We start from the raw sequence: 370 nt of genomic DNA, 5'->3' as shown, positions 1-370 counted from the left end.
GGTGGCGTCGGCGGCCGGTTCGGCGGTCTTGCGGGTGCGGGTGCGGCGGGGCTTGGTGGGCTCCTCCGTGACCGGCTGGGTGACCGTCTCGGTGGCGTCGGCGGCCGGTTCGGCGGTCTTGCGGGTGCGGGTGCGGCGGGGCTTGGTGGGCTCCTCCGTGACCGGCTGGGTGACCGTCTCGGTGGCCTCGACGGCCGGTTCGGCGGTCTTGCGGGTGCGGGTGCGGCGGGGCTTGGTGGGCTCCTCCGCGATCGGCTGGGTGACCGTCTCGGTGGCCTCGGCGACCGGTTCGGCGGTCTTGCGAGTCCGCGTGCGGCGGGGCTTGGTGGGCTCCTCCGTGACCGGCTCGGTGACCGTCTCGGTGGCCTCG

1 pseudogene is annotated in these 370 nt (G+C 75.9%); it reads right to left on the bottom strand.

Going from position 1 to position 370, the window contains the following annotated elements:
• Nucleotides 1-370: pseudogene (locus tag ACF068_RS01995) on the bottom strand (ATP-dependent helicase); the annotation flags it as partial.

Source organism: Streptomyces sp. NPDC016309, assembly GCF_043077235.1.
Taxonomy (GTDB): Bacteria; Actinomycetota; Actinomycetes; order Streptomycetales; family Streptomycetaceae; genus Streptomyces.
This window is presented reverse-complemented; position numbering and strand designations above follow the sequence as displayed.